Origin of the sequence: Dongia rigui (assembly GCF_034044635.1) — a bacterium.
GTDB lineage: Bacteria > Pseudomonadota > Alphaproteobacteria > Dongiales > Dongiaceae > Dongia > Dongia rigui.
The window spans coordinates 808,340-831,708 of the sequence record NZ_JAXCLX010000002.1 but is presented as its reverse complement, the minus strand read 5'-3'; the positions used below and the strand labels follow the sequence as shown (position 1 = coordinate 831,708).

Below are 23,369 nucleotides of genomic sequence, written 5' to 3'. Positions count from 1 at the left end.
TCATTCCCCAAAACCTAGGCCGGTCAACATCGCATAGACATCGCTGAGGCTGAGGCCGACAATATTGCTGTACGAGCCGGCAATGCTGGGAATGAACGCCGCCGCCAGCCCCTGGACCGCATAGCCCCCGGCCTTGCCATGCCATTCCTCGCTGGCGATATAACGCTCAATTTCGGCAGTGCTCAAGCGCTTGAACACAACGTCAGTCCTGACCACGCGCAGTATCGACTGCCCCGATGGCGCGGCGATCGCGATCCCACCGATCACCTTGTGCCGGCGACCACTCAGCAACTCAAGGCACCGGCGCGCCGTCACGGCATCCTCCGCCTTAGGGAGAATCCGCCGCCCCAAGGCGACCACCGTATCGGCCGCGAGCACGAATGCGCCGGCATGACGCGGATGAACCGCGGCGAGTTTTTCGCTCGCAATCCTCCGCGCATAGGCGGCCGGCAATTCGCGCGGCAATGCGGCCTCGTCAATATGCGGCGCATCCACCGCTGAGGGGATGACGCCGATCTGCTTAAGCAAATCCAGACGACGGGGTGAGGCTGAGGCGAGAATGAAGGCGCTAGAGAGAGCGGGTCGGGTCAACGTATAATCCTTCCAAGAATGGCGCGGATCATATCGATCGCCTCTAAAACCTCAATCTCTACCGGCCCGTACTCTTTTTGCTTGCTTTTCCAATGGCACGAGCCACTAATGGAACATATGGGCAACGATAATTGGCCAAACATGTCAGACGATGATTCTGCGAAATCAGTGGTCCCCCGCGTGGAAAATCGAATACCAGATTTTATTGCAACGGCGGCGTCTGGCTATATGCCGCTTGCCATCCTGGGCGGCCTTGTTGGCGCTTCGCTCATTTGCATGCTCTTCCTGAAACCAAGCCCTCATGACTATTGCGTCAGAGGTGCGGCATATCTGAACTGTGATCCGCCAACCGTACAACAGTTGGCAGCTATGTCTCCGTCCGAGATTTCCTATCGCGACCGCGGTCGGGCTTATCTAAGGATGGGGGAGTACGCGCGAGCGATTGACGATCTCAATGAAGCGCTCCGACGCGATCCTGCGGATACTGAAAGCCTCCTAAATCGTGCCTCTGCATTGCAGCAGGTCGGCGACGATGACCGAGCACTCGCCGATTACGCAGCATCTTTTCGGCGTGGCGACCGAAATCACGACACATATCTTGGTCGTGGCAAACTATTCACGCGTCAGGGCGATTACATCAGAGCCATCGTAGATTTCACCCATGCGGTAGATCTGGCGCCGAGAAATTCCGAGGCATATATCTGGCGCGGCTACAATTACGTCAGAATCGGCGATGATCAAGCTGCGCTCGTCGATCTAGACAAGGCCGGCGCACTCGACGATCACAATGTAGACGTCTGGCGCTATCGTGCCGGTGCACTGTATCGCCTGCGGCAATACGCCGAAGCCGGACGCAGCGTCGGACGCGGGATCGCACTCGTTCAGGACCCGCGTGAGGCGCCTGAATTGTGGTACTACCGGGCACTTGTCACTGCCAAACTATCGCCGGCGTCAGCTGCAGCAACATCCGCCGTGCGGGCAGATCTAGCAACCGCAAACGAGAGCAGCGACGACGACGCCCCACTGCTCGTGATGCTATGCGTCGATACCACACTGCTTGGCTTTCTTGACCTAGCGACTTCACCATGTGACCGCGCGGCAAAGCACCCAGATGACAAGGGAAATGCGCTGGGCGCGCGTGGTTATCTTAAGATGCGATTAGGTCAGTGGGCACAAGCCGCGATTGATTTAGAGGGATCACTCGGGGCAGCCCCCCACAATGCAAATACCCTCTACATGCATGCTTACGTCAAAGAAAGGCTTGGCGACACGTTGGCCGCCCAACAGGACTATGCAGATGCTCGAAACAGAGACGGGAATATCGATGACGCCATGCGCGATCTTGGAATCGCCCCGGGAACGACTTCTCTTGGACCGGTCGCACCCCGGCAAATGCCTTAGGCCCGGATGACCGCAAACACGGCCTCAGCAAACTCAGATCTGCGGGGCACCGGTGAGCGGGAAACGCTCGCGAATGCGCTTCATGAGGCCGTCACGCACGGTCCGGTAGGCTTCCAGCCGATCTTCCCGGCTGCCTTCGACGATGGTCGGATCCAGCGTATTCCAGAATTCCACATCGCAGGCCATGGTCCGGGTCATATCGACGGCCTTGTGCTGCGCCTCCGGCGACAGCGAGATGATGAGGTCGAAGGAATCGTCCTCGAGGTCGTCGAAGGTTTTGGGCCTGTGCTTGGTGACGTCGATGCCGATCTCATCCATCACGGCCACCACGAAACCGTCCACCTCCTGGGCCCGTACGCCCACTGAATCGACATAGACCTGCTTGCCATGCAGGTATTTCATGATCGCTTCGGCCATCGGTGAACGCACAGAGTTGAATGTGCAACAGAACAGGACGCTGCCGGGCAAACCCTGCGGCATGCGACCTCACATCTTTACATGCAAGGCGCAGATCAGCGTGAAGAGCCGACGTGCGGTGTTGAAATCGACCTCTACCTTGCCGGCAAGTCTTTCGCGCAGAATCTCGGAACCTTCGTTATGCAAGCCGCGACGTCCCATATCGATCGCCTCGATCTGCGACGGGGAGGCAGATTTGATGGCCTGATAGTAGCTCTCGCAAATGTCGAAGTACTCTTTGACGATGCGGCGAAACGGAGAGAGGGACAGGATGAACTTGTATATCGGGTCGCCCTGTTGATCCTTGATATCGAAGACGAGGCGGTTTTCCTCGATCGACAGCGCCAGGTGATAAGGACCGGTATGCTCGATCGCCGGCTGAAACAGATTCTCCTCGAGCAGGTCGAATATCGCGACAGCCCTCTCACGCTCCACTTCCGGCGTGCGGCGCGCGGTTGTTTCCTCGTCCAGGTCGATGCGGATCAGCCGGCCTGTCGTCATGGCTGGCGGCAATCAGGAAACGGCGCGCCGCAAGCGTTCGACATAATCGCCGATCTCGCGTGGGAACGTCTTCATGGCGGTCCGATTGACGATGAGGCGCGACGTGACTTCGGCAATCTTCTCGATCTCGACCAGGTTGTTCGCCTTCAGTGTGGCACCGCTCGAGACGAGATCGACGATGCGACGGCAAAGGCCCAAGGTCGGCGCCAGTTCCATCGCACCGGACAGCTTGATGCACTCGGCCTGAACGCCACGTGCGGCGAAATGATTCTGCGTGACATTGGGATATTTGGTCGCGACACGAATATGGGACCAGCGACTGGGATCGTCGGTCTCCGACAAATCCCTCGGCTCCGCCACCGACAGCCTGCAATGACCGATCTTGAGATCGACCGGGGCATAGATTTCCGGATAGTCGAATTCGAGCAGCACGTCGTTGCCTGCGACACCGAGCTGCGCGGCGCCGAAGGCGACAAAGGTCGCGACGTCGAAGCTGCGAACGCGAATGATCTCGAGGCGCGGATCATTGGTCCGAAAGCGCAAGGCGCGCGAATTTTCATCGGCAAATTCTGCCTCCGGCTCGATTCCCGCTCTTTGGAGAACCGGCAGGACCTCTTTCAGAATTCGACCCTTAGGGAGCGCCAGAACGAAGACGTCGCTCATTCCCGCCCCTTGCCTGTGCCGACACTTTCCCGGTCGTGGTCGGGCCGCCATTGCGTCGGCCAACCTTCCCCCATGTCTTTGAGGAACACGCTGAGCTCAGACACCACCAACTGAATGACCCCGCCGCCCGAAAACATCAGGTTGAGCTTGTCGCCATCCACCTGCAGCGTCAGCAGCGACAGGAACTTGCCTCTTTGCTTGAGGTCGATGTCGCGACTGCGCACCGACAGCACCTTGTCGATACAGAGGCCGGCATGAATACGCTGTTCGGTGTCGTGATAATCATCGGCGTCGTGGAAGCTGGCATCGTCCTTTGACGCAATGCCCGCATGGCGTCCTGCTGGCTCGCGCTCCCATTGGAAGCGGTTCATCAGCATGATGAAGCGCTGTTCATTGCTGAGATACTGCACCTCGGAAATAGGCACCAAGGCGTCCTGCAGGGCTGCGGCCACGATCGCGAGATCGTCCGCGTCCTTTGCCATCACCCGCATGTCTTTGGCATTCGCCGGCCTTGCCATCCCCTACTCCGCCGCTGCGTCACTCAAGCGCTCGATCTCGGCACCACAGGCCGACAGCTTGTCCGTCAGCTTTTCGTAGCCCCGATCGAGATGATAGACGCGGTTGAGGTAAGTGTCGCCCTCGGCTGTCAGACCCGCCAAGACCAGCGACACGCTGGCGCGCAGATCGGTCGCCATGACCGGCGCACCTGTCAGCTTCTTCACGCCCCGCACCATGGCAGAGGATCCGTGAACATTGATGCTGGCCCCCATGCGCGTGAGTTCCGGCACATGCATGAAGCGGTTCTCGAAGATCGTCTCGGTGATCATCGAGGCGCCCTCGGCTGTCGTCATCAGCGCCATCATCTGCGCCTGCAGATCGGTCGGGAACCCCGGGAACGGCTCCGTCATCACGTCGACACCGTTGAGGGCACCGTTCTTGCGCTTCACCAGCAAGCCCCGCGGCGTCTCGGTGAGCGAGACACCGGCCTGCGACAAGGTCGAGGCCGCCGCGCCGATCAATTCATGATGCAATCCGACCAGTTCGACCTCGCCCCCCGTGATGGCCGCCGCCATCGCATAAGTGCCGGCCTCGATACGATCGGCGACGACGCTGTGGGTGCATCCATGCAGGCGCTCGACGCCCTGGATCTTCAGATGGTCGGTCCCGATGCCGTCGATCTTGGCGCCCATCGCATTGAGGCAGGCGGCGAGATCGGAAATCTCCGGCTCACGTGCGGCATTGATCAGATGCGTCTCGCCCTTGGCCAACGTCGCTGCCATCAGCAGGTTCTCCGTGGCCCCCACCGAGACCTTCGGGAACGTGATTTCGCAGCCCTTCAGTCCGTTGGGTGCCTTCGCGAGGATGTAGCCAGAGTCGAGCTCGATCTCGGCCCCCATCTGCTGCAGGCCCTTGATGTGGAGATCGACCGGGCGCGTGCCGATGGCGCATCCGCCCGGCAACGAGACTTTCGCCTGGCCATGGCGGGCCACCAGCGGACCCAGTACCAGAACGCTGGCGCGCATCTTGCGGACGAGGTCATAGGGTGCCGTGGTCACGGCAAGACCTTTGGCGGAGAAGCTGATCGATCGCCCTTTGAGTGACTGGCGTGTCGTCACCTCGACACCTAGATGCGCCAACAGATTGGTCAATGTCGTAATGTCGGCAAGGTCCGGGACGTTGTCGAGGCGCACCTCGTCATCGGTCAACAGGCAAGTGCACATCAACGGCAATGCGGCGTTCTTGGCGCCGCTGATCCTGATCTCACCCTTAAGTGGGTTGCCGCCGCGAATGCGAATACGGTCCATAGGTCTTCTTGTCCGATCTCGTTAAAGGCGCGGCAGCGTTACGCCGCGCTGGCCCATGTATTTTCCAGCACGGTCCTTATAGGACGTCTCGCAAGGGGTAGCGCCCTTGAGGAACAGGAACTGGCAGGCGCCCTCATTGGCATAGATCTTCGCCGGAAGAGGCGTTGTGTTTGAGAATTCGAGCGTGACATGCCCTTCCCATTCGGGCTCGAGCGGCGTCACATTCACGATGATGCCACAGCGGGCATAGGTCGATTTGCCAAGACAGATGACCAGCACGTCGCGCGGCACGCGGAAATATTCGACCGTGCGCGCCAGCGCAAACGAATTGGGCGGGATGATGCAGACATCGGCCTCGCGGTCGACGAAGCTCTTGGGGTTGAACTCCTTGGGATCGACGACCGCGGAATCGACATTGGTGAAGATCTTGAATTCCGGCGACACGCGGGCGTCATAGCCATAGGACGAGACGCCATAGGAGATGACGCCATCACGTTTCTGGCTTTCGACAAATGGCTCGATCATGCCGTGCTTTTGCGACATCTCGCGGATCCAGGTATCGGGCATGATCGACATTGGCGGATAGGTCCCTTTCAAGCGTCAAAGGCGGGAGTGACGGAGGTTTCGCACGGCACGGATTCGTCAGCCCCCCAATCGCGCCGTTTGTATCGGAAGGCCCGGAAAGCCTCAAGGATTAGCGTGTTTTGGGCGCCTCGTCGGCCATGTCCTGCTCAAGTTCAGCCCGGTCGCGTGCCTGACTTTTGCGGCGCTTCAGATTCGCCCGCAAAGCCGCCGCCAGCCGCTCGGCTTTCGCCACCGCCGCTGGATTGCCCCGCGCAGCGCCCGGCAGCTTGTCATTTTGTGACGCCATCCAGATGCTCCCACAATTCATTCAACTAACTGAATTCATAGTATTTAATTAGGGCGAAATTGCGGTTTCGCCAAGGTGCTTCACGGGCCGCATTCACCCATTTATCCACGGGCGTCACAGCGCTTGCTATCGCAAACGCCTTCTGGCATCTTCCGCGCCGCTTCATCGGGGCCGCACCCAAGCCCCTCCTTTTCGAAGCTTCCATGGCGCCGTCGTAGCTCAGGGGTAGAGCACGTCCTTGGTAAGGACGGGGTCGGAGGTTCGATTCCTCTCGACGGCACCATTTTTTCCTTCAATGCCAGACGCTCCCTAGCCAAGGCGATCCCAATGGGTCAGCTGGGCTCAAATGAGCGCGCCACCAGATGGCGATGGGCTCGACCATATTGTGCTTTTTTCCCATATAGATAGGCAGCCTCAGCAGCGAGATCCCTTGAGATTCAATCGATGCGTTTTGAGTTGTAGGAATATTCAACTATCGTACGATTCGTCAAAGATCAAACCCCCTTGCATGAGGTTCGCGTGAACAAGCCAGCCATCGCCGCATTCCTTCTCGCCGCCATGATTGTCTCGTCATGTGCGACCAAGCAGCCATCGAATGGGACGAGCCTGACAGTGGTCTCGTGGGGGGGCGCTTATACGGATACGCAGCGGAAGGCCTTCTTCAAGCCTTACACATCGTCCACTGGCACCGAGATCCTCGAACGCCAGTACGATGGCGGGCTGGATAAAGTTAGGGCCATGGTCCAGGCCAAGAACGTCACCTGGGACGTGATTGATGTCGACGCAGCGCATGCTGTCGATGGCTGTGATCAGGGGCTTTTCGAGAAGCTCGACATGTCGAAGATCGGCGACACTGCAGCTTTTCTGCCCGGAAGTGTTCTGGACTGTGCCGTCGGCACGGTCGCGTACTCAACGATCCTCGCCTTTGATGCCGACAAGCTCACGCAAGACCCGCCGACATCGCTCGCTGATTTCTTCGATCTTCAACAGCACCCAGGCAAACGCGGCTTGCTGAAGAATGCGGCCGGAAACTTGGAATGGGCTCTCCTCGCCGACGGCGTCCCGATTACTGATGTCTATAAGGCGCTTGCGACGCCAGCCGGCGTGGACCGTGCCTTCGCGAAGCTCGACACCATAAAATCGGAAATCGTCTGGTGGGAGTCCGGCGCACAACCGCTAGCCCTTCTCGACGAAGACAAAGTCGTCATGAGCAGTGCCTGGCACGCCCGCGTCAACGACGCGATAAAGTCGGGCAAGAACTACAAGATCGTTTGGGATTTCCAGGCGCTCGACTGGGATTTCTGGGCGATCGTTAAAGACACGCCCAATATCAATCGCGCTTATGACTTCGTGAAATTCGCCAGCGATCCAAAGATCATGGCGCAGCACTCAAAATATATCGACTATGGGCCAACCAGAACGGATGCCGCAGCTTTGATCGATCCGGCGATCGCGGCACACCTGCCTACACAAGCGACTAATGTGGCAACCGCATTTTCGATCGATCCAAGGTTCTGGTCGGAGCATGGCGGCAGCCTGAACAGCCGCTTCAACGCTTGGCTTGCTCGCTAAAACGTGCTTCGCGCGGCGCCAGGACATAGGCATAGTGTAGCAGGTCCTGGCGACGTACGGCAGCCAGCGTTTCGCAGGTGACGGTGAAGCCCGCGGCCTCGGCTAATATGACAAAGTCCGGCGCTTCAAAGGCTGACCACAGCAGGATCACGCCCCCCGCTCGAAGCCTTGCCGCGAAGGACTGAAGACCCTCCGCAGAGTAGAGGCGTGCATTCGCGGGCGCCACCAGGGCTTCCGGGCCGTTATCTACATCGAGCACGATAACGTCAAAGGGGCCGACATCGCCGCGACGAACAAAGGCGCCGATATCACCTGGGACGATCGCAAGGTTGTCCGGACGCGCTGGCAGGACGCTCGCCGCCACGAAGCGGTAAAACCATGCGATGACTTGCGGCGACAATTCGGCCACCGTTATGCGCCCTCTGTCGTCAAGCGCCGCTGCCGTTGCAGCCAAGGTGTAGCCCAGCCCCAGGCCACCAATCAGGATATGCGGATCGGCCTTTTGCGCCACCTCAACCGCCATTCGTCCCAGCGCCAGTTCCGATTGATGACCCAGGCCATTCATCAGTTCGTACCCGTTGGCCCGGATCATGAATACGTCGCCCTGCCGATAGAGCGTCAATTCGCCATCGGGAACATGCGCCGTCTCGATGAGATCCCAGGCCATGGTCTTAAACGCGCTTGAAGATGAGCGACGTGTTGATGCCGCCGAAGGCGAAGTTGTTGGACATCAGATGGGCGATATCCAAGCGGCGTGGTACCGCCATGACATAGTCGAGTTCGGCGCATCGCGGATCGACATTGTCGAGATTGGCCGTCGGCGCAAACCACTGATCTCGCATCATCTCGATGCCGAGCCAGGCTTCCATGGCACCGCAAGCACCCAGGCTGTGCCCGAAATAGGATTTGAGCGAATGAATGGGTATGGCACCACCCAAAGCCGCACGGGTGGCTTCAGTTTCGGCAATATCACCCCATTCGGTGGCGGTACCGTGGCCGCTCACAAACCCAATCTCACTGGCTGGCAAGCCCGCATCGGCAAGCGCCTCCAGCAAGGCGATCTGCATGGTCGCCGCTTGCGGCTGAGTGACGTGATTGCCATCCGAGTTGCAGGCGAAACCGACAATCTCGGCATGGATGGGAGCGCCCCGCGCCATGGCGCGATCGCGCTCTTCAAGAATGAGCGTCACCGCGCCCTCGCCGATCACCAATCCATCTCGGTCGCGATCATAGGGACGCGGCGTGGCTTCCGGACGATCGTTACGCGTGCTGGTCGCATACAACGTATCGAACACAGCCGATTCGGTGACGTCCAGTTCATCGGCGCCGCCCGCCACCATCACCTCCGCCTTGCCCCAGCGGATGGCTTCATAGGCGTAGCCGATACCCTGGCTGCCGGACGTGCAGGCACTGGACGTCGGAATGATACGGCCGGTGATGCCGAAAAAGAGGCCGATATTGACCGCCGCCGTGTGGCTCATCATCTGGATGTAGCTGGTGGCGTTCAGCGTCTTCGACTGACCGTCCTTCATCAGTTCGGCAAAGGCCATGACCGGCGCCGGGCTGCCGAAAGACGAGCCATAGGCGATGCCGGTCCGACCGGATGTGATGACGGCATCATCGAGCAAGCTAGCGTCCTCCAGTGCCATTTCGGTCGCGCGCACCGCCATTTTGGCGACTGGTCCCATGGTGCGGGTCTTCTTGCGCGGATAGCGATCATCCACCGAAAATCCCCGCACCGGCGCAGCGAGGCGGGTGTTGATACCGGAAAACCGTTCCCATTCCGGCAGATGCCGGATGGCCGTCTCTGCCCGTTCCAAATGACCGCGAATTTCCGGCCAATTGCTGCCAAGTGCTGTAATGCCCCCCATGCCCGTAACGACGACGCGACGCATCAGACCATGCCCCCGTTGACCGACAGGACCTGGCGCGTCACATAAGCGGCACCGTCTGAACAGAGATAGGAAACTGCGGCGGCCACTTCCGCCGGTCGACCCGCACGGCGCATCGGCACCATCTTCAGGATCTCCTCCATCGGCAGATTCTCGACCATCTGCGTCTCGATGATCCCCGGCGCTACACAATTGACCGTGATGTTCCGCTTGGCCAGTTCGATCGCCAACGCTTTCGTCGCACCGATGATGCCGGCCTTGGCAGCACTGTAATTCACCTGTCCACGATTGCCGGTTATGCCGGAAACCGAGGCGATGGTGACGATCCGGCCACCCTGTCGCGCACTCACCATCGGCATCACGGCAGGCCGCACCACATTATAGAAACCACCGAGGTCTGTTTCGAGAACGTCATCCCACTCGTCATCGGTCATGGCCGGAAAAGCCGCATCGCGGGCAATGCCGGCATTGAGAACGAGGCCCCAATACGCCCCATGTGCCGCAATGTCCGCTTCCAGAACGTGGCGTGCCTGCGCGCGGTCCTTGAGGTCGAAAGTCAGTACGCGCCCCCGCCCACCAATCCGGTTCAACGTCTCCTCCGCGCCTGCACGGTCGCGGCCGTAATGGAGGACCATGGCAAACCCGTCGGCGCTCAGCTTTTCAGCGATCGCGCGGCCAATCCCCTTGCTGGCACCTGTTACCAAAATCGATTTCGTCATTGCCTATCCAGCTTTGTCAGATCTATCCCCTGGCTGATCAGCACCGCGGCGAGATCCACCGGCTGATGCAGAGTCAGCTGAGCTCGCGCCAGCACGTCGGCACCTCGCAAGGTACAATCGAATACACCGGTTTCGCCATCCCGGAAAACGAGCTCGGCTCGGACGACCAGCTGCTCGCCTTCGCGGAACCACGCCCGAGTTGCCGAGAAATTGCGCGTTCCAAGCAGAAACCCGATGCGAACCGGTAGGTTCTGCCGTCGCGCCTCCAGACCGACAAAGGCGCCACAGGCTTGCGCCATCCACTCGATGGCGATATGCGCCGCGACCCCTTGGCCACGCTCGAAAAAAATGTTGTCGCTCCGAACGCGGAGGTCGGCTTCGATGGCGGCATCCGTGAAGCCACTGACGCGGTCCAGCAACACCATGCGCCCCGAATGGGGCAGCAGATCCGTGACCGGATAGGGGCATGCCTGCATCACCATGCCCCCCGCCCCAGGATCAGTGCCATATTGCTGCCGCCGAAGGCGAAGGAATTGCTAAGCATGGCGCAGCGTACCATAAGGTCCACGCGTGCATCTTGTGCAACCAGGCGAAGGGGCGGAATGGCCGGATCGGCCTCACCATCCCAGAGATGCGGCGGCAATCGACCGGCACCGTAGCCGGGGTGCAAAGCCAGATAAAGGAATGCGGCCTCGCACGCTCCGGCCGCGCCGAGCATATGCCCGGTCATGCCCTTGGTCGAACTGCAGGGCGTGTCGGGTCCAAACACCTGCGCCACCGCCAAGCCTTCCATGGCGTCATTGAGGGCCGTGCCCGTGCCATGAAGATTCACATAGGCGATATCACCTGCCGAGACGGCGGCGTCCGCCAACGCCGCCGTCATCGCCGCCGCGGCACCGGCACCGCTGGGATCGGGCGCACTCAAATGATACGCATCCGAGCCCTCGCCCAGCCCCAGCAAGGCAATGTCAGCGGCCTCAGGCGTCAAAAGAAATGCGGCCGCGCCTTCCCCGATATTGATGCCGTCCCGGTTGCAGCTGAATGGTTGGCACAGGCCGCGCGCCATGGCATCGAGCGACGCAAAGCCGTTGACGGTCGTGGCACACAATGTATCGGCGCCGCCAACGACAGCGGCATCGCAGAGGCCGGCCGCGATCAACCGCCGCGCGCTGGCAAAAACCTTGGCGCTCGATGAGCACGCGGTGGCGACGGTGTAACTCGGGCCGCTCAATCCGAGATAGCTGGCGGCACCCTCTGCCAGGCGTCCCAGTTCCTGGTGCTGATAATGAAAGCCGGCTGGCCAGGCTCCGCCGGCTTTTTGGGCGAGGTAGGCGGCTTCTCCCTCGGCGATGCCAGATGTGCTCGTACCCAGAATGACGGCAATGCGGTGCGCGCCGAAACGCGCCTTGGCAAGCGATACTTCTTGCGCGATCTGGTCGAGGACGAGCCGCATGAGGCCGTCATTTCGCGTCGGCGCCTGAGGCAGTGCGGCACTGACACGCCCCACCCGCACCCGGCGATCTGGGAACACCACCATCTCATGGGCCAAACCGGTACGGGTGCCGGCGAAGAGTGCTTCCGCCACATCAGCTTTGCCGGTGCCAAGCGGCGTTGCGATCCCCATACCCGCAATACCCAGTCTCACGGTGTCACCTCCACCGTCTGCACGTCGATCAGATAGCCCCAGGCATTGTTCCGATACGTCACGCGACCATTGCCAAGATCGTCGATATGAAGAACCTCCTCGGTCCCAATGCTCACGATCCGCGTGCGGCCGATCTCCTGCAGCGTGGCGCCCGACGATTTCAATGCCTGGCGCAGGACATCGCGCGGCCAGTAGAGCAGGACGATATCGGCCAGCATGGCGCCGGGCTTCACCTGTGGTGGTAGCCAGTCTGCCCGGGTCGCCGTGACCAATCCGGATTTCTCCCACACAACCGTCATCGCGCGGCGACCAAGCCCATCAAGTCCAACCAGCTGGAACCGTTCCGGGGTTACGCTGATGCGGCCCTCGAAAGCAAAGACATCTGCGCCATGATGCACGGTTATCTGTTGCAGCCATTCCGCCCTGTGCCCAAGGTCACCCGGCGCCGGCAGGTTCAAGACCCGGCCCGGCGCAAAGAGCGGCTGGTTATCGGATTGCCCTGTGGCGACGCCGGAACAGGCCGTCAGCAGCAGGAGCAGGACAAACCCCCACCGTCTCATGCCGCCCTCCTGCGACGTGGATTCACTGAGCCGGCCAGCGGGGCCAGCAGAAAGGCGATGAAGATCCCGAGCAGCATCGAAAGCCCGAACGCATGGACGGCAAACACACTGCTGAACGCCAGAACGCCGAATGAAAGCAACGTAGTTATCATGTCGAGGAGCACTGCGAGCATCGTGACGGGTCTGTGCGCCTGATCCGTTTCCGCACAAAAAGTTGCATAATCAACGCCGATGGCAAGAACAAGAATCAAACCCATGACGTGGAAAAAACTGATCGGCTCGCCGCACAATGCAATGAGGGCTGGGGTGAGAAGTAGGGCCGCCACCGGCGGCAGAAGCACGAGCAACCCGCCTGTGAAGCCGTAGCGCCAGGCCAGCGGCAGGATCATGAGCAAGGCCGAAAGCCCGATCAACCACATGGCGCGGTGGCGATAGGTCCCAAGCCGTTCGCTGAAATCACCGGCAGGATCCAGGAAGCGTACGCCCGCCAACCCGGTTAATGCGGCCCGAATAGCCGCAGGATCCTTGACGCCGTCCAAGGCAACGACCTGCTGGCCCACGCCCAGCACCCATTCCTTCAGAAACGGCAGCGATCCGCTTTCAAGCGCCCGGCGCAGATCGATCGGCGAGACATCCGGTTTCGACAGTGCACGCAACCCCAATTGCTGCGCTTGTCCGGCCCAGTCAAGGCGATCGACCAAGGCAGCATTCTCGGCCTGGCGTTTGAGCGAGGGAACGAAGTCGGCCGGGCCACGATGCGCCGCCAGCGCATGATCGGATGGCAATCGATCGAGGATCTCCGCGACCCTCTCCCCCAGCTGCAATGCTGTCTCGTCATCGACCGCCTCAATGGCGACAAACTGCAGGGTGCCACTGGTCCCGGTAAGCCTTTGAATATCCGCCTGCTCGGTCAAAAGAGCTGGGTCGAGCGATTGCATCCGTCGCACATCGTCGCTCACGGTGAGGCGCAGCAGCCCAAGTGCAGCCAATCCGACCAGGACAACCAACGACAACAGACAGATGCGCCGCAAGCGCCGATCTTCCCATATCTGCCAGAAGAGGTCGGCAAAACGCAGCAGATGACGGCCATATCCGGGTGCCTGGCCGCGATCGAGGAACGGGAACCAGAAAACCACCGTGAGGAATGACGCACTGAGGCCAACAATCGAAAACACCGCAACCTGGCGCAAGGCAGGAAACGGCGCCGCCAACAGAATGGCATAGCCAATCAATGTGGTCAGCAGGCCAAGGCTGATCCCTGGCAGGACCTCGTGCAGTCGTTGCCAAGGCGTTGGTCGCAAAGGATCGAACACGGTTGCCGAATAGTGAATGCCGTAATCAACCGCAACGCCGGTCAGTCCGACGCCGAACAGCAGAGTGGCAATGTGAATCTCGCCGAAGAACCAGAGGTTGGCCGACAGTCCGGCACCGATGCCGATGGCGACCGCCATCAGGTTCATGATCAGGGGCCCGGCACGGCGAAAGGCACCGATCAGCAAGACAATCGTGCCGAGCGTGGCGATGGTGCCGAGGGTCGACGTCTCACGCAAGCCCGCCTGCGACCCGCGCGCGGCGAAGAAAATGGCGCCGCTGCGCTTCACAGCCAATCCAGGTGCCAGCATCGCCGCGTCACCGACCGCCTGATCGAGTATCGCGGTAACCCTTTCCTGAACATCAAGCGCGTAGGGATCGCCGACGATATCGCCCGTGAGCACAACCCATGTCACATCCCCATCCGTGACGGAGAGATAGCCATTGTCCGGGGCCACGCGTGACAGCGGGGCCGGCAAGCTTGAGAGAAACGCCGGAAACAACAGGAACGGATCCTGCCTCAACAGGTGCGCATCGGCAAAGCCGCCCACGCCGTAAATCTGCGCCAAGGCACGATCGATGACCGTTTGCGATCTCCCGGCAAGCAACGCATCGCGGTCGGTCGGAGCCAGCAATCCGCGAAGATGGGGCAAATAAAGTGCGCCCATTGTCTTCAATTGGTCGGGGCCCGCCCTTTGCAGGTTCACGAGATTGGCCGCCAACAATTCTGCTTCGATGGCGGCGGTTGCCTTGCGCGCCATGCCGCGGTCCTTGTGGCCGACGACCAAGACGAAGCGCTTGGCAGCCTTCTCCATAAGGCGGCCCGCCAACGCATGGGAGTTCTGCGTCGCCGCGTCTGCCGGCAGCAGGGACAGGAGGTCGGTGCGCAAAGGGATACCGCGCCAGGTATTTACACTGAGATAACCGCCGGTCAGAAGTGTGATCAACAGCCAGGTGAGAGCAAATGCGGCGGCGGGACGCGGTCGAGTCATGGCCGGCCGACGGCGTCGAGGAGCGCCTTCTCTTGGCTGGTCAAGGCCGTCGTTCCACGTTGCTGTTGGCTGAAGCTCAAGCGGTCGACATCACCGCCCTGTTTCTCAATCTCCACAGTGTCGACAAAGGCAGCGCCGGAGATGCGGATCTCGGTAATCGGCATCGCCCCGGTCGGCATGCCCTCGCGCGATTTCAGCCGCAGGCGCCATTGGCCGTCAGCTTCGGTCTTCTCGACGACAAAATCCTTTTGCAATTCTGTCCAATCGCCAGCGAGAGCCCCGGTCAGCATGCCGTACAACCCCGCCATGATGGGGGCGCGGCTGGCCGGCACATTGAGGGTCGTTGCGCCATTGCTCTGTTGTGCCAAACCATTTGGTGTCATCAAGGTCACGACCGCAAACGGCCTCTCGGTCCGCCAGATGAGGCCACTGCCAGGCGCCAGAACGAACGTGCCCTCACTGCGCAACGGCCCATCGAAGCCTTGCAGTACGCGCTCCTGGACGAAACTGCCGCGCAGCATTTCTCCTGCGCCGAGCACCTGCGGTTCCTCAGCGAAAGCCGCCGCTGTCCAGCATGATACCAGTATGCTCAATACCTTCATCAGACCGCGCACAGCACTCGCCTCACCTTGTTGAGCAGGATCTCGGGCGATTCCAGGCTCAGCTCATGGGTAACCGCATTCACCGCCAGCTGGACCGTGTGGGCCTTCGTGAGAATCTCGCCACTGGCCGCATCCTTGCAGCGATAATCGATCTTCAGCCGATTTTCGTATTCGACCAAGGTCGCCTCAACAACGATCAGCTGTCGATACCGGACCGGGCGCACATATTTGACCCGCATGTCGACAATCGGCCACAGGAAGCCCGATTCCGCCATCTGCGCATAGTTGTAGTCGATCCGGTCGAGAAGAAGGCCGCGCGCCTGCTCGAAATAGCGTACGTAATTGCCGTGCCAGACGACCTCCATCGGGTCGATGTCGTAAAACTGCGCGACGATCTCGCAACTGGCGCTGATCATGAACTGGCTCCCCTGCGGGCCGGATTCCAGAAATTGAAGAAATTGTACCATTGCAGCGGATTGTTGATCGCATAGCGTTCCAGCCGCGCCGCAAAGGCCGCTGCGTAGGTTTCAAGCGCTTCTTCCCGCCCTTGCCGCGGCAGCAAGACCTTGTCGGCAAGCTTCTCGACATCAAGTTGATAGTGTTCACCCCGGCGCACACAGAACAGCGTGTAAACCGGGCATTCCAACAAGGAAGCGAGGATGTAGGGCCCCTGCGAGAACGGTGCCCGGCGGCCGAGGAACAACACGTCACTGACCCGGTCGCTGTTCACTGGAATGCGGTCCCCAGCAATCACCACCCACGCGCCCTGCTCCACCCGCGCCTTAAGCTCCATCGCCGCTGCCGGCCCCAGATCAGTCACCTGCCAGGTATTGATGGCGGCTTCCGGCCGGAACTCCCGCAGCAAGCGATTGTAGTTCTCTGCATGGCGGGTATGGACCAACACCAGGAGCCGCTGCCGCGTGGCATCGTCCAACAATGCCCGCGCCAGATCGACATTGCCGAGATGGCCGACGATGATGACAGCACCAGCTGGCGATCGTTCAGCCTCCGAAAGATCACTGACCCGGCCAGGCCGTATTGCATCGGGGGACATACGCCCGGTCCAACCGATGAACGTATCGACCGCACGACCAGCGAAAGACATGAAATGGCGGAGGCCCAGTGTCCAGGGTGGCGATGCCGGAAGATGCGCGCCCTGATGCCGGACCGTGCGCAGAAAATCGGCCGACGCGCGACGCTGTTCCTGGCCGGTCAGGTAGAAATAGAGAACGACCGGCGCCAACAGGCACAAACAGCCCTGCCGGCCCAGCAAGCGGGTCATACCGGCAGCGACTTGCAGCCCGGCGTAGGCGCCTCGCTCGGTGATCGAGGCCCAATGCCGCGACGAGGTTTGCCGATGGCGCAGCAAGCGGGGAAAGCGCCGCAACATGCCGAAAAAGAGCCGCGTATGCATGCGGGTAATGCGCAGGTTGTCGCGCCAAAGATCGAAATTGGATGTGTTATCGACCGGGTAAGTGACCGCGACAGGGTGTTCGACGATCGGCACGCCGCGCCAGAACAGCCGCACCATGATCTCGGTATCGAAATCCATGCGCCGGCCAATCGGCTCGCCGTCTCGCAGCAGCGATGCCACCGCAGACAGTGGATAGACGCGCAATCCACACATGCTGTCGCTGATGGCCAGGGACAGCGTCTCGATCCAGACCCAGATATGGGTCGCATATCGTCCAATCGCACGGCCGAGCGGAACGGAGCTGTCATAGATCGGCACGCCCGCCACCAACGCATCGGTGCGTGCCCGCGACTGGGTCAGAAGCTGGGCCACCGCGCCGAGGTCGTGCTGTCCATCGGCGTCGATTTGCAAGGCATGGGTGAAACCGGCGGCGATCGCCAGTTGAAACCCGTGCAGGACCGCCCCGCCCTTGCCCTGGTTCGGTTCCAATCGCGCGACGCTGACGTCGTCACGCTGAGAAGCGAGGCCTGCCAGGGCCGCCGCGTGTTGGGGATCACTGCCATCGTCGATGATGAAGACCGGCAGACCATGCTCCCTCAGGCCAGCGACAATCCGCGGCACCGCCAGGCTATGATTGTGGCTGGGAATGACCGCGCAGATGCGCATGGTGTTGCTCACGTCGCGGCCAAGCGAATGACGCCCGAGGTGAGCACATCGTCACCCCGCCGATATGAGAATCGGAGGCGCTGGCGCGCCTCGTCATGGGCCAGGCACAGCTTCACCGCCATGCCGGGCAAAGTCAGTCGGTGGAACTTGACCTGATAGGTCTGGGCGCTGGCGAGCGGGATTCCCATGTACCTCGCTGCCAGTTTCACCGCCCAATCGATCTGTGCCACGCCCGGAACGATCGGCATGCCCGGAAAATGCCCATCCAGCTGCGCGAGATCGGCTCCGTTGAAGAGGTCCAGCTCCAATTCCTGACCGTTTCGCCGCATCGCCAGCAGTTCCGGTTCACGCTGTTCATCCGCGAACAGTGCCAGCAGATCTTCCTGCCTGACCTTGCCCAGCGGGCCTGTCGGCAGTTCCTGCACGAAGCGCCAGCGCCGCGGAATCGCCGCCGCTTCATGGCGCGCCGCCAAGGATCGGCGCAGCTCTCGACCCAAGCGGAAGGCGCCAAGACGAGTCAGTTCCCTAGCACCCTCTGCGCTCGTAACGACGACCGCTGCCAGCGTTGGACCTTCGGCACCCACGGCCAGAACGGCTACCTGGGCCACAAACGGCGATGCCGCCAGCGTCGCTTCGACTTCCGGGAGACTGACACGCTTGCCCTCTATTTTCACGACGCGATCGGCACGCCCCTTCAGCCGGAACCCGGCGTCGGCGGGCTCGACACGATCATCGACGTCGAACCAATCCGGATCATCCAGGAATGGCGACTGGATCCGCAGCGCGCCATTCGGACCGATATCGATGGCGACACCCGGCGCCGGCAACCAAGGCTGATCTCGCGTCTTCCGCCAACGCTGGCCGACAATCCCGGTCTCCGTGCTGCCATAGATCTCCAATAGAGGTGCGTTGAATGCTTCCTGCACCGTTGCGGCGACGGCGTCGGATAGTTCGGCACCGGCGGAGATCAGACAAGCCGGCGGCAGGTGCTTCCCGTCCGGCAACAAATCACCAAGGCGCTTGAGATGCGCTGGGCTGGCGACAATGGCCGCCTGGCCGATATTCTCGGCAAGCACCTCTTCCCAGTATTGATATACCCGCGCTTCGAATGGCCGACCGCTCAACAACGGCCAGAACAGTTTGAAGCTGAGGCCGAAAAGATGCTGGTGCGTCACCATGCCAACGACGTGGCTGTCAGGCGCGACGCAACTGCCAAGCATCGCCTCGATCGCCAGCGCTTCCCGCTGCATCGCCGCCAGCGTCTTGTCGACGCGTTTTGGCCGCCCTGTGGAACCCGATGTGTAGAGCGAAAGACGGCAGAGAGCCGGGTCAATGGCTCGCAGATCGGCGCCGGCGCCATCACCCCGGCCGAGCAAAAATTGACCATCGGCGTCGCCATCCAGCCGATCAGTGATGATCAGATCCCATGCGCCGCCAATTGCCAGAGCCGCGCCCGGCGTCGCGTTTTGCGGCATCACGACTGTCGCACCGATCCGAAACAAGGCCATCATGCCAACGGCGCACCAATAGGTATCAGCAGTTGCCAACAGACCGTGGCGGCAGTTCGCGGCGGCCAGTCGGGCCGCATTGCTGGCGATATCATCGCGAAACCGCCTGAGATCGATACGCTCCGCACCACGCAAGGCGATCACGCCATCGTCAGGTTCGTCGCCAACCAGCAAAGTTGCAAGATCACGCATCCTGGCCCCAGTAGGTTCGCAAGAGCCAAGACCGCACCAACATTTCGCCGAAGAACAGCATCCCGGTGCACAGATAGGAGACCAGCCCCGTCCACAGCGCCCAAAGCGAGAGGCTATGTGTGGCAGCAAGCCCTGCCGCGATGGCGGCATTGGCCACCAGCCAAGCGGTCCACACCCAGGTCAGTCGACGACAATAGCTTTGACCGGACGGCGACAGATCCGGCTCTCGCATCCGCGCCATGCGCTCGATCAGGCTGGGTGGTCGCCGCAGCGAATTGGCGAACAATGCCGCGATCATGAGGCTTATCAAGGCGGGATACGCCTTGGCGGCCAAGGCGGCGTCAACCATAGATAGCGCCGCCAAGGCACCGGCGGCGATTACCAAGGGCAGGCGCAGCAATGCCAAGATTCCGGTCGAGGCAAAGCAGGCCCGCAGCAACAGCAGGAGGCTTGCGCCAAGCGCAAAGACAAAGAAAGAAACGCGCTCATGCAGCAGGTAGACCAGAAAGGGATAGACGAAGGCGGTCACGGCGAAGATAGCGGTGGCGCCTCGACCCGTGCTTTGCTGCCCGGCGTTATTCTGCAAGAACCGCATGGACGCGATCAATCACGTCGCCTACAGACCGCACCGACTTGAATTCCTCGACCTTGAGCTTGCGGCCCGTCAGTTCCTGCAGCTTCACGACCAGGTCAACTGCGTCGATAGAATCCAGATCCAAATCTTCGTACAAGCGTGCCTGAAGGGAGATTTTCTCTGTGGGAATCTCGAACATATCTTCGAGATAGCCGCGCAACTTTCCTTCGATTTGCTCACGCGACAGCATTGGCTTCGCTCCCGCCCTGCCCCTCGGATTGGACGAAGGCCGCCAGGCTGCGCACATTGGCAAAGTGCTTCTTTATTTCGTCGGTAATGGTCTCGATCTTGAGGCCATAGCGACGGCGCAATGCGATGCCCAGTTCGAGCGCGTCGATGGAATCGAGCCCCAAGCCGCTCCCGAAGAGCATCTCTTCGCTGTCGATATCTTCCGGCTGCACATCTTCGAGTTTCAGTGCGTCGATGATAAGAGCCTTGATGTCGCGTTCGAGGTCGTCCATACGCCGTTATCCAAGTTCCAACTGTTCCGTGAAATAGGCCTGAAGCCGCTTCACCAAGTGTCGCGCCGCCAGCGAGCGGTATTGATAGCCAAGGCTATCAGCCGCGTCCAGACGATCCCCAACCAATATGCGAAAATGCGAGCGCTTGGCCGGGATTTTCCACCAGGGATCGCCCTTGCTCAACATGATCGGCCGGCAGTCGATCGCGACCAGTTGGATTTGAGCATCTGCCAGCAGCGCAATATTGGCAAAGCCCCGTCGAAACTGAAGCCGTTCGCCTGGGCGCGACCGGGTACCCTCTGGAAAGATGATGAGGTCCTTGCCGGCCGCCATTGCCACGCGGCACGCTTCAAGCAATGCTTCCGGTTCGAGGTCATTGCGAATGTAACCAGCCCAGCGGACGACGCCACCGAGGTATCGGTTGCGCCACAGATCGGCTTTCACGATGCATTGTGCGTGCGGCACCAAGGACATCAGAATGACGACATCGAGCAGCGTCGGGTGATTGGCAATGATCAATCGCCCGCCACCCGATTGCAACGTCTGCCGGCCGCGGACTTCCACCCGAATGATACCCAGCGCCTCGAGCATGGCGACAAAGAGTCTAAAGGCGTGATGAATGACGGCATGCGTCGCCCGGCCCCTTCGATCGGCATCGCGCTCGACCAATGCAATCGCCGGAAACACGGTGATAGCCAGCACCAGGCCGCCGCCGAAGAACATCGCAAACGAAAAGCCCGTCCCCAGCAACCGCCAAAGATAGTTGATGCTATTGAACACGATCCCACCGCCAGGTCATGCGGCCGCCCCGGGCGGTCGCGGTTGGGCGCGCACCCAAAAGGAAGCGCAGAAAGGACAGCGGCAGATTTTCTTGGCTTTCGTCCTCATCGGCCCCGGCATTCGCCGAAACGCTCAACGCATCGCCCGCTGGGGCCGACAACGTCATCGCCAGGACCAAGGGCAGGTCCACCTCGGCACCAGCCCGAAACGGCGCGTATGCCGAGGGAAGAGGCGCGTCGAAATAGATCAGCATCACCGGACGCATCGGCGCCTCAACGAGGCAGGAGACGGCCTCGACAAGTCCGTACCCAAAACTGTCCAGCGAACCAGCCACGGCCGTGTGCCCAGCGCGATTGCCGGTATGAATCGAGAGCAGCCCGGCCAGTCCGTGATGCACTGACATGCTGAATTCGGCCGGCGAGGGCTGTTCGCCTTGGGCAAGTGAGTTGAGCACCGTGACCGTCCGATCGAACTCGCCATGGCGCGATGCCAAGACATAGCGCGCTTCCGTCACGCTGCTGCAGGCCATCGCCGCCCCAAGGGCCTTCTGCCCGATGGGGGTGACACGCCGGCGCAGCATCATCGGCAATGCCGGCATGGATGCATCGTCGGCCGCAGCATCGGCCTGCCCGGCCCAGGCGCGCCAAGCATTGCGGGTCTCGCGCTCAGGCGCCCAGGCAAACCAATCGCTGACCTGGAACAACAGGTCGCGGCGTGGCAGTTGACGAGGCTGTTCCTGGTCGATCATGACTTGTGCAGGATCCCGCCACGGCGGGCAAATTGGTTAACAGTGCTGGGCCATCCAATGGTTGTTATATGGCCGTCCGGCACCAGACAAGAGCGATATCTTGAGCCCAACGGTTTATTTCACCGTGATCGACGATGTCGCTCGGCAGAATCGGAGCGCGCTTGGGAAAATCATTCTTTTACAGTGTATTAGATTGGCAACCCAGCAACCAAATGGCCTGTTTGAGATGACGCACGAGCCGGCTGGCAGGCCGGTCGTGTCCGGACACCCTGAGATATTCATCTCACTTAGTCACAGCGCTACGAGTCTGGCTTGTGCGGGAACGCTTGCCGGCCCGCTTGGGATCGATCTTGAGATCGAGCGGTCAGGTCGGAACGTGGCCGATATCGCAGCCTTTGCCTTCGGGCCTGCCGAGCAGAAGCGTGTAGCACGCGATGGAACGGACGGCTTTTACCGCATCTGGACTCTGCGCGAAGCGATCGCAAAGGCAGAAGGCATTGGCCTGGTCCAGGTAGCGGATCGCCAGGATCGCGTGGATACCGGTCCCGATTCCGGCGAATGGCGCTGGCGCGATTGGCACCTTGCCCGCCATGTTGTGGCGCCCGGCAGACATCTGGCCCTCGCCGTGCAGGCGGCGCGGGCGGACGCCATGGCGTGGCGTTACTTCACGCCGACCGACGCCTGACGCGGTTGCTGCCGCGAGCGCCCAGATGGAGGACCATGACGGATTCCATCTGCGCCTTGGCCTCTTCCAGGCTGAGCCCGTCCTGATTCAGCCCGAAGCGCAGCCACAGACCATCGATCATGGCGGTTATGCCAATCACCGCAGCCTGACATTTTTCAGGCGGCAGCAATTCCTTCAACGCTGAGAGCAAATTGCTGCGCATGCGCGCATGAATGACGCGCTGGATGCGGGCAAAGGTCGGGTTGCGAGGCACTTCGGCACAGAGCGAGAGCCAGGCATTGCAGATTTCCGGCTTGAAAAACTTCGGTGAGAAGTTTCCGGCAACGATGGCTTCGACCCGCTCGCGCGGCGTCTTTGCCGCCGCCATCCGGGCGATCACCTCGTCCCGCAAAAGAGCATTGGCATGGCGCATCACAGTCTCCAGCAGCGCATCTTTGCCCTTGAAATAATGGAGAACGATGCCTTTCGACATGCCGGCCCGTTCCGCAACCTTGGCCAAGGTCGTGCCGGCGATCCCTTCCTCCTGCAGGATTTCATATGCCGCAGCGGCCAGTTCCTGTCGGCGCAACTGTTCAATGCTCAAGCGCGGCACGTTGATTCTCCCAATCGATCGATTTCATTGTCCTCGGCCTTGCGGTCATTGTCCATTCGGACTATAAATTGACCCATGGGTCAATAAACAAGCCAAATGGTCAACAAT

At 60.8% G+C, this 23,369-nt stretch carries 28 protein-coding genes and 1 tRNA gene; 4 read left to right on the top strand and 25 right to left on the bottom strand.

The annotated features are described in order from the left end of the window. Positions 1-591 (bottom strand): Maf family protein, encoded by a 591-nt coding sequence (locus tag SMD31_RS15510; protein ID WP_320501803.1) that lies wholly within the window; start codon positions 589-591, stop codon positions 1-3. A gap of 108 nt (positions 592-699) precedes the next feature. Between SMD31_RS15510 and SMD31_RS15505 the strand changes: the two genes are divergently transcribed. After that, positions 700-1,992, top strand: coding sequence for a tetratricopeptide repeat protein (locus SMD31_RS15505; RefSeq protein WP_320501802.1), 1,293 nt, complete (start codon positions 700-702; stop codon positions 1,990-1,992). Between the two features lie 33 nt (positions 1,993-2,025). Here SMD31_RS15505 and SMD31_RS15500 read toward each other — a convergent pair whose 3' ends face one another. The 7 genes from SMD31_RS15500 to SMD31_RS15470 form a co-directional block, all read right to left on the bottom strand. After that, positions 2,026-2,472: an arsenate reductase ArsC gene (locus tag SMD31_RS15500; RefSeq protein ID WP_320501801.1), complete on the bottom strand. Its 447-nt coding sequence runs from the start codon at positions 2,470-2,472 to the stop codon at positions 2,026-2,028. A gap of 6 nt (positions 2,473-2,478) precedes the next feature. Then, positions 2,479-2,949 carry a UPF0262 family protein gene (locus SMD31_RS15495; protein WP_320501800.1) on the bottom strand — a complete coding sequence of 157 codons (471 nt, stop codon included), beginning with the start codon at positions 2,947-2,949 and terminating at the stop codon, positions 2,479-2,481. 12 nt (positions 2,950-2,961) lie between these two features. Beyond that, positions 2,962-3,612 carry an ATP phosphoribosyltransferase gene (gene hisG, locus SMD31_RS15490; RefSeq protein ID WP_320501799.1) on the bottom strand — a complete coding sequence of 217 codons (651 nt, stop codon included), beginning with the start codon at positions 3,610-3,612 and terminating at the stop codon, positions 2,962-2,964. Further along, positions 3,609-4,103, bottom strand: a complete 495-nt coding sequence (locus tag SMD31_RS15485) for a DUF2948 family protein (protein ID WP_320501798.1) — start codon at positions 4,101-4,103, stop codon at positions 3,609-3,611. Before SMD31_RS15485 ends, hisG begins: the two co-directional genes overlap by 4 nt. 30 nt (positions 4,104-4,133) lie before the next feature. Continuing rightward, positions 4,134-5,417 carry a UDP-N-acetylglucosamine 1-carboxyvinyltransferase gene (murA, locus tag SMD31_RS15480; RefSeq protein ID WP_320501797.1) on the bottom strand — a complete coding sequence of 428 codons (1,284 nt, stop codon included), beginning with the start codon at positions 5,415-5,417 and terminating at the stop codon, positions 4,134-4,136. Between the two features lie 21 nt (positions 5,418-5,438). Then, on the bottom strand, positions 5,439-5,993 hold the full coding sequence (gene dcd, locus SMD31_RS15475; protein WP_320501796.1) for a dCTP deaminase: 555 nt from the start codon (positions 5,991-5,993) through the stop codon (positions 5,439-5,441). A 118-nt stretch (positions 5,994-6,111) separates the two neighbouring features. Beyond that, positions 6,112-6,288, bottom strand: a complete 177-nt coding sequence (locus tag SMD31_RS15470; protein WP_320501795.1) for a hypothetical protein — start codon at positions 6,286-6,288, stop codon at positions 6,112-6,114. A 208-nt stretch (positions 6,289-6,496) separates the two neighbouring features. Between SMD31_RS15470 and SMD31_RS15465 the strand changes: the two genes are divergently transcribed. Then, positions 6,497-6,571: transfer RNA gene (locus tag SMD31_RS15465), tRNA-Thr, on the top strand. 236 nt (positions 6,572-6,807) lie between these two features. After that, positions 6,808-7,860, top strand: coding sequence for an ABC transporter substrate-binding protein (locus tag SMD31_RS15460; RefSeq protein ID WP_320501794.1), 1,053 nt, complete (start codon positions 6,808-6,810; stop codon positions 7,858-7,860). Here SMD31_RS15460 and SMD31_RS15455 read toward each other — a convergent pair. The 16 genes from SMD31_RS15455 to SMD31_RS15380 form a co-directional block, all read right to left on the bottom strand. Then, positions 7,838-8,527, bottom strand: coding sequence for a polyamine aminopropyltransferase (locus SMD31_RS15455; RefSeq protein ID WP_320501793.1), 690 nt, complete (start codon positions 8,525-8,527; stop codon positions 7,838-7,840). The two genes, SMD31_RS15460 and SMD31_RS15455, sit on opposite strands and share 23 nt — an antisense overlap. Before the next feature lie 4 nt (positions 8,528-8,531). Beyond that, positions 8,532-9,755, bottom strand: a complete 1,224-nt coding sequence (locus tag SMD31_RS15450; protein WP_320501792.1) for a beta-ketoacyl-ACP synthase — start codon at positions 9,753-9,755, stop codon at positions 8,532-8,534. Then, on the bottom strand, positions 9,755-10,471 hold the full coding sequence (locus SMD31_RS15445) for a 3-ketoacyl-ACP reductase FabG2 (RefSeq protein ID WP_320501791.1): 717 nt from the start codon (positions 10,469-10,471) through the stop codon (positions 9,755-9,757). Before SMD31_RS15445 ends, SMD31_RS15450 begins: the two co-directional genes overlap by 1 nt. Continuing rightward, complete coding sequence (locus SMD31_RS15440) at positions 10,468-10,953, bottom strand: ApeP family dehydratase (RefSeq protein ID WP_320501790.1); 486 nt, start codon at positions 10,951-10,953, stop codon at positions 10,468-10,470. Before SMD31_RS15440 ends, SMD31_RS15445 begins: the two co-directional genes overlap by 4 nt. Then, on the bottom strand, positions 10,947-12,116 hold the full coding sequence (locus SMD31_RS15435) for a beta-ketoacyl-ACP synthase (RefSeq protein ID WP_320501789.1): 1,170 nt from the start codon (positions 12,114-12,116) through the stop codon (positions 10,947-10,949). Before SMD31_RS15435 ends, SMD31_RS15440 begins: the two co-directional genes overlap by 7 nt. Continuing rightward, a complete protein-coding gene (locus SMD31_RS15430) occupies positions 12,113-12,676 on the bottom strand; it encodes a DUF3261 domain-containing protein (protein ID WP_320501788.1) in 564 nt (187 codons plus the stop codon). The genes SMD31_RS15435 and SMD31_RS15430 overlap by 4 nt, the downstream gene beginning before the upstream one ends. Next, on the bottom strand, positions 12,673-14,979 hold the full coding sequence (locus tag SMD31_RS15425) for an MMPL family transporter (protein WP_320501787.1): 2,307 nt from the start codon (positions 14,977-14,979) through the stop codon (positions 12,673-12,675). The genes SMD31_RS15430 and SMD31_RS15425 overlap by 4 nt, the downstream gene beginning before the upstream one ends. Continuing rightward, the gene (locus tag SMD31_RS15420; protein ID WP_320501786.1) at positions 14,976-15,518 is read right to left on the bottom strand and encodes an outer membrane lipoprotein carrier protein LolA; all 543 of its coding nucleotides are present in this window, start codon (positions 15,516-15,518) and stop codon (positions 14,976-14,978) included. Before SMD31_RS15420 ends, SMD31_RS15425 begins: the two co-directional genes overlap by 4 nt. Before the next feature lie 62 nt (positions 15,519-15,580). Then, positions 15,581-15,997: an acyl-CoA thioesterase gene (locus tag SMD31_RS15415; RefSeq protein WP_320501785.1), complete on the bottom strand. Its 417-nt coding sequence runs from the start codon at positions 15,995-15,997 to the stop codon at positions 15,581-15,583. Then, entirely contained in the window at positions 15,994-17,673 is a 1,680-nt protein-coding gene (locus SMD31_RS15410) for a glycosyltransferase family 2 protein (protein WP_320501784.1), read from the bottom strand. The genes SMD31_RS15415 and SMD31_RS15410 overlap by 4 nt, the downstream gene beginning before the upstream one ends. Next, a complete protein-coding gene (locus SMD31_RS15405; protein ID WP_320501783.1) occupies positions 17,670-19,361 on the bottom strand; it encodes an AMP-binding protein in 1,692 nt (563 codons plus the stop codon). The genes SMD31_RS15410 and SMD31_RS15405 overlap by 4 nt, the downstream gene beginning before the upstream one ends. Beyond that, positions 19,354-19,956, bottom strand: a complete 603-nt coding sequence (locus SMD31_RS15400; RefSeq protein ID WP_320501782.1) for a COG4648 family protein — start codon at positions 19,954-19,956, stop codon at positions 19,354-19,356. The genes SMD31_RS15405 and SMD31_RS15400 overlap by 8 nt, the downstream gene beginning before the upstream one ends. After that, positions 19,937-20,185, bottom strand: a complete 249-nt coding sequence (locus tag SMD31_RS15395; RefSeq protein ID WP_320501781.1) for an acyl carrier protein — start codon at positions 20,183-20,185, stop codon at positions 19,937-19,939. Before SMD31_RS15395 ends, SMD31_RS15400 begins: the two co-directional genes overlap by 20 nt. Further along, entirely contained in the window at positions 20,172-20,456 is a 285-nt protein-coding gene (locus SMD31_RS15390; protein ID WP_320501780.1) for a phosphopantetheine-binding protein, read from the bottom strand. Before SMD31_RS15390 ends, SMD31_RS15395 begins: the two co-directional genes overlap by 14 nt. A 6-nt stretch (positions 20,457-20,462) precedes the next feature. After that, positions 20,463-21,236: a lysophospholipid acyltransferase family protein gene (locus SMD31_RS15385; protein WP_320501779.1), complete on the bottom strand. Its 774-nt coding sequence runs from the start codon at positions 21,234-21,236 to the stop codon at positions 20,463-20,465. Beyond that, positions 21,226-21,984, bottom strand: a complete 759-nt coding sequence (locus SMD31_RS15380; RefSeq protein WP_320501778.1) for a beta-ketoacyl synthase chain length factor — start codon at positions 21,982-21,984, stop codon at positions 21,226-21,228. The genes SMD31_RS15385 and SMD31_RS15380 overlap by 11 nt, the downstream gene beginning before the upstream one ends. 100 nt (positions 21,985-22,084) lie before the next feature. Here SMD31_RS15380 and SMD31_RS15375 point away from each other — a divergent pair, with 100 nt between their 5' ends. Then, positions 22,085-22,669 (top strand): 4'-phosphopantetheinyl transferase family protein, encoded by a 585-nt coding sequence (locus tag SMD31_RS15375; RefSeq protein WP_320501777.1) that lies wholly within the window; start codon positions 22,085-22,087, stop codon positions 22,667-22,669. Here the strand turns inward: SMD31_RS15375 and betI are convergent. After that, positions 22,650-23,261 (bottom strand): choline-binding transcriptional repressor BetI, encoded by a 612-nt coding sequence (betI, locus tag SMD31_RS15370; RefSeq protein ID WP_320501776.1) that lies wholly within the window; start codon positions 23,259-23,261, stop codon positions 22,650-22,652. The two genes, SMD31_RS15375 and betI, sit on opposite strands and share 20 nt — an antisense overlap. Positions 23,262-23,369 lie beyond the last annotated feature (108 nt).

What these genes read in the sequence shown, in the direction of transcription:
- SMD31_RS15505 (WP_320501802.1), top strand. Translation starts at nt 700, where the DNA reads ATGGAACATATGGGCAACGATAATTGGCCAAACATGTCAGACGATGAT.
- SMD31_RS15500 (WP_320501801.1), bottom strand. Translation starts at nt 2,472, where the DNA reads ATGCCGCAGGGTTTGCCCGGCAGCGTCCTGTTCTGTTGCACATTCAAC.
- SMD31_RS15495 (WP_320501800.1), bottom strand. Translation starts at nt 2,949, where the DNA reads ATGACGACAGGCCGGCTGATCCGCATCGACCTGGACGAGGAAACAACC.
- hisG (WP_320501799.1), bottom strand. Translation starts at nt 3,612, where the DNA reads ATGAGCGACGTCTTCGTTCTGGCGCTCCCTAAGGGTCGAATTCTGAAA.
- SMD31_RS15485 (WP_320501798.1), bottom strand. Translation starts at nt 4,103, where the DNA reads ATGCGGGTGATGGCAAAGGACGCGGACGATCTCGCGATCGTGGCCGCA.
- murA (WP_320501797.1), bottom strand. Translation starts at nt 5,417, where the DNA reads ATGGACCGTATTCGCATTCGCGGCGGCAACCCACTTAAGGGTGAGATC.
- dcd (WP_320501796.1), bottom strand. Translation starts at nt 5,993, where the DNA reads ATGTCGATCATGCCCGATACCTGGATCCGCGAGATGTCGCAAAAGCAC.
- SMD31_RS15470 (WP_320501795.1), bottom strand. Translation starts at nt 6,288, where the DNA reads ATGGCGTCACAAAATGACAAGCTGCCGGGCGCTGCGCGGGGCAATCCA.
- SMD31_RS15455 (WP_320501793.1), bottom strand. Translation starts at nt 8,527, where the DNA reads ATGGCCTGGGATCTCATCGAGACGGCGCATGTTCCCGATGGCGAATTG.
- SMD31_RS15450 (WP_320501792.1), bottom strand. Translation starts at nt 9,755, where the DNA reads ATGCGTCGCGTCGTCGTTACGGGCATGGGGGGCATTACAGCACTTGGC.
- SMD31_RS15445 (WP_320501791.1), bottom strand. Translation starts at nt 10,471, where the DNA reads ATGACGAAATCGATTTTGGTAACAGGTGCCAGCAAGGGGATTGGCCGC.
- SMD31_RS15440 (WP_320501790.1), bottom strand. Translation starts at nt 10,953, where the DNA reads ATGGTGATGCAGGCATGCCCCTATCCGGTCACGGATCTGCTGCCCCAT.
- SMD31_RS15430 (WP_320501788.1), bottom strand. Translation starts at nt 12,676, where the DNA reads ATGAGACGGTGGGGGTTTGTCCTGCTCCTGCTGCTGACGGCCTGTTCC.
- SMD31_RS15425 (WP_320501787.1), bottom strand. Translation starts at nt 14,979, where the DNA reads ATGACTCGACCGCGTCCCGCCGCCGCATTTGCTCTCACCTGGCTGTTG.
- SMD31_RS15415 (WP_320501785.1), bottom strand. Translation starts at nt 15,997, where the DNA reads ATGATCAGCGCCAGTTGCGAGATCGTCGCGCAGTTTTACGACATCGAC.
- SMD31_RS15405 (WP_320501783.1), bottom strand. Translation starts at nt 19,361, where the DNA reads ATGCGTGATCTTGCAACTTTGCTGGTTGGCGACGAACCTGACGATGGC.
- SMD31_RS15400 (WP_320501782.1), bottom strand. Translation starts at nt 19,956, where the DNA reads ATGCGGTTCTTGCAGAATAACGCCGGGCAGCAAAGCACGGGTCGAGGC.
- SMD31_RS15395 (WP_320501781.1), bottom strand. Translation starts at nt 20,185, where the DNA reads ATGCTGTCGCGTGAGCAAATCGAAGGAAAGTTGCGCGGCTATCTCGAA.
- SMD31_RS15390 (WP_320501780.1), bottom strand. Translation starts at nt 20,456, where the DNA reads ATGGACGACCTCGAACGCGACATCAAGGCTCTTATCATCGACGCACTG.
- SMD31_RS15380 (WP_320501778.1), bottom strand. Translation starts at nt 21,984, where the DNA reads ATGATCGACCAGGAACAGCCTCGTCAACTGCCACGCCGCGACCTGTTG.